General features: G+C 67.0%; 2 protein-coding genes and 1 pseudogene. All 3 read right to left on the bottom strand.

Features of this window, described 5'->3' with window-relative positions; genetic code table 11:
• Positions 1-314 (bottom strand): annotated as a pseudogene (locus LQV45_RS25655) (N-acetylglucosamine-6-phosphate deacetylase); the annotation flags it as partial.
• Positions 315-324: 10 nt separating this feature from the next.
• Positions 325-1,200, bottom strand: coding sequence for a formyltetrahydrofolate deformylase (purU, locus tag LQV45_RS25660; RefSeq protein ID WP_028278140.1), 876 nt, complete (start codon positions 1,198-1,200; stop codon positions 325-327).
• A gap of 2 nt (positions 1,201-1,202) precedes the next feature.
• A partial coding sequence (locus LQV45_RS25665; protein WP_230009462.1) for an L-serine ammonia-lyase occupies positions 1,203-2,499 on the bottom strand: 1,297 nt, incomplete at its 5' end.

Genomic DNA, 2,499 nt, shown 5'->3' on the forward strand with positions numbered 1-2,499 from the left:
GTCCCGTTGCGGTGCAGGAAGTCCACGGCCGCCCGGCAGCCCCGGTCATTGCCGGCCGGGAATCCGCCGCCCGCGGCGCCGTGGCAATGGAGGTCGACAAGCCCGGGAAGCAGGGAGCTGCCGGGCGGCAGCGGGAGCTCCTCCGCATCCGGGAAATGTGCGGCGTCAAAGCCGTCGCCGGGTCCCGCGTAGGCGATCCGGCCGCCGTTCACCGCCACCACGCAGCCCGGTGTGCAGGCGCCATCCGTGATGAGGGCACCCCGCAGGATGTAGGCAGGGGCGGCGGCTTCGCGGTCCTCGAGGGGCAGGATCATGGTGCCAAACCTAGCGCAGCACGACCGTCCTGTTGCCCTGGAGGATGACGCGTCCCTCGCAGTGCCAGCGGACGGCGTTGGAGAGCGCCTTGCACTCGGTGTCGCGTCCGGCGGCCACGAGGTCCTCGGGCCCGAAGGTGTGGTCTACTTCCACCACCTGCTGGGCGATGATCGGCCCCTCGTCCAGTTCGGCGTTGACATAGTGGGCTGTGGCGCCGACCGTCTTCACGCCCCGGGCGTGGGCCTGGTGGTAGGGCTTCGCGCCCTTGAAGCTGGGCAGGAAGGAGTGGTGGATGTTGATGGCGCGGCCATCCAGCTGGCGGGTGAGGTTGTCGCTGAGGACCTGCATGTAGCGGGCCAGGACCACCAGTTCAACGTCCATCCGGTCGATCAGTTCCAGGAGCCGCTGCTCGGCCGCGGGCTTGGTGTCCGGGGTGATGGGCACATGGAAGAACGGGATTCCGTGCCATTCGACGGTCCGCCGGTGATCGGGATGGTTCGAGACGACGCCGACGATCTCGATGGGCAGTTCCCCGGTGCGGGCCCGGTACAGCAGATCGTTGAGGCAGTGCTCGAACTTCGAGACCATGATCAGGACCCGCCGTTTGCTGCCGTGCCGCCGCAGGTCCCAGCGCATGCCGAATTTGTCGGCGACCGGAACGAAGGCTTCCCGAAGCGTGTCCAGGGTGGTTTGGTCCCCGGCCGAGGCGAAGTGGAGCCGCATGAAGAAGTGGCCGTCCAGCTGTGAGTCGAACTGTTTGCTTTCCAGGATGTCGCAGCCCTGGTCCAGCAGGAAGCCGGAAACGGCGTGGACGATCCCGCGCGTTTCCGGGCAGTCCAGGGTCAGGATGTGCTCCACGGTTTCGGTGCTCTGGTTCTCGGCCATGGTCAGCACTCCACGACATTCACGGCGAGGCCTCCGCGGGAGGTTTCCTTGTACTTGGTTTTCATGTCTGCTCCTGTTTCGCGCATGGTCTTAATGGCCTTGTCCAGCGAGACTTTATGGCTGCCGTCCCCGTGCAGGCACAGGCGGGCGGCGTTGATGGCTTTGACGCTGGCAATGGCGTTGCGTTCGATGCAGGGGATCTGCACCAGCCCGCCGACGGGGTCGCAGGTCAGGCCGAGGTTGTGTTCGATCCCGACTTCGGCGGCGTTTTCCACCTGTTCCGGGGTGCCGCCCAGCACTTCGCAGAGCCCCGCCGCCGCCATGGAGCACGCCGATCCGACTTCACCCTGGCAGCCGACCTCTGCCCCGGAGATGGAGGCATTGATCTTGAACAGGATCCCGACGGCGGCCGCGGCCAGCAGGAAGCGCACCACGCCGTCGTCGTTGGCTCCGGGGACGAACTTGACGTAATAGTGCAGCACGGCCGGCACAATGCCGGCGGCACCGTTGGTGGGCGCCGTGACGATCCGGCCCCCCGCGGCGTTTTCCTCGTTGACGGCCAGCGCGAAGAGGTTCACCCATTCCATGGCGAGCAGCGGGTCGGCAGGGACCTGGACCGGCGATGGGTTCCGGGCGTCCGCCTCGGCGCTGACGGCGGATGCTGCCAGCGTCCGAAACAACGACGGGGCGCGCCGTTTGACGTTCAGCCCGCCGGGCAGGATGCCCTCGGCAGCGCAGCCGTTTTCCACGCACTGGCGCATGACCGCCCACAGGGCCAAGAGCTTCTCCCGGAGGTCGGCTTCGGTGCGCCAGACGAGTTCGTTGGCCAGCATGACGTCGGAGACGGACATATTCTCTCGGTGGCATATTTCGAGGAGTTCGTCAGCTGTTGTGAACGGGTAGGGCAGCACCGTGTCGTCGGCCACCACGTGGTCGGCGCCTTGTGCATTGCCATCGACCACAAAGCCGCCCCCAATCGAATAGAAGCTCCGTTCGCTCAGGACGTCGCCGGCGCGGTCAAGAGCCCGGAAGGTCATGCCGTTCGGATGGGCGGGCAGCGACTTGCGGCGGTGCAGGACCACGTCCTCGTCCCAGTTGAAATCCACCCGGTGATGGCCGGCGAGCTGTAGCTCCGCATCCAGGGCAGCGGCAGCCACCTGGTCATCCGCCGTAGCGGTGTCCACTGTCTCGGGGTCCTGGCCCTGGAGGCCCAGGACGACGGCCTTGTCCGAACCGTGGCCCCGGCCGGTGGCGCCGAGGGAACCGAACAGCTCGGCCTGCACCCTCGCAGTGGAACTC

The organism is Microbacterium sp. Bi128 (genome assembly GCF_918698205.1).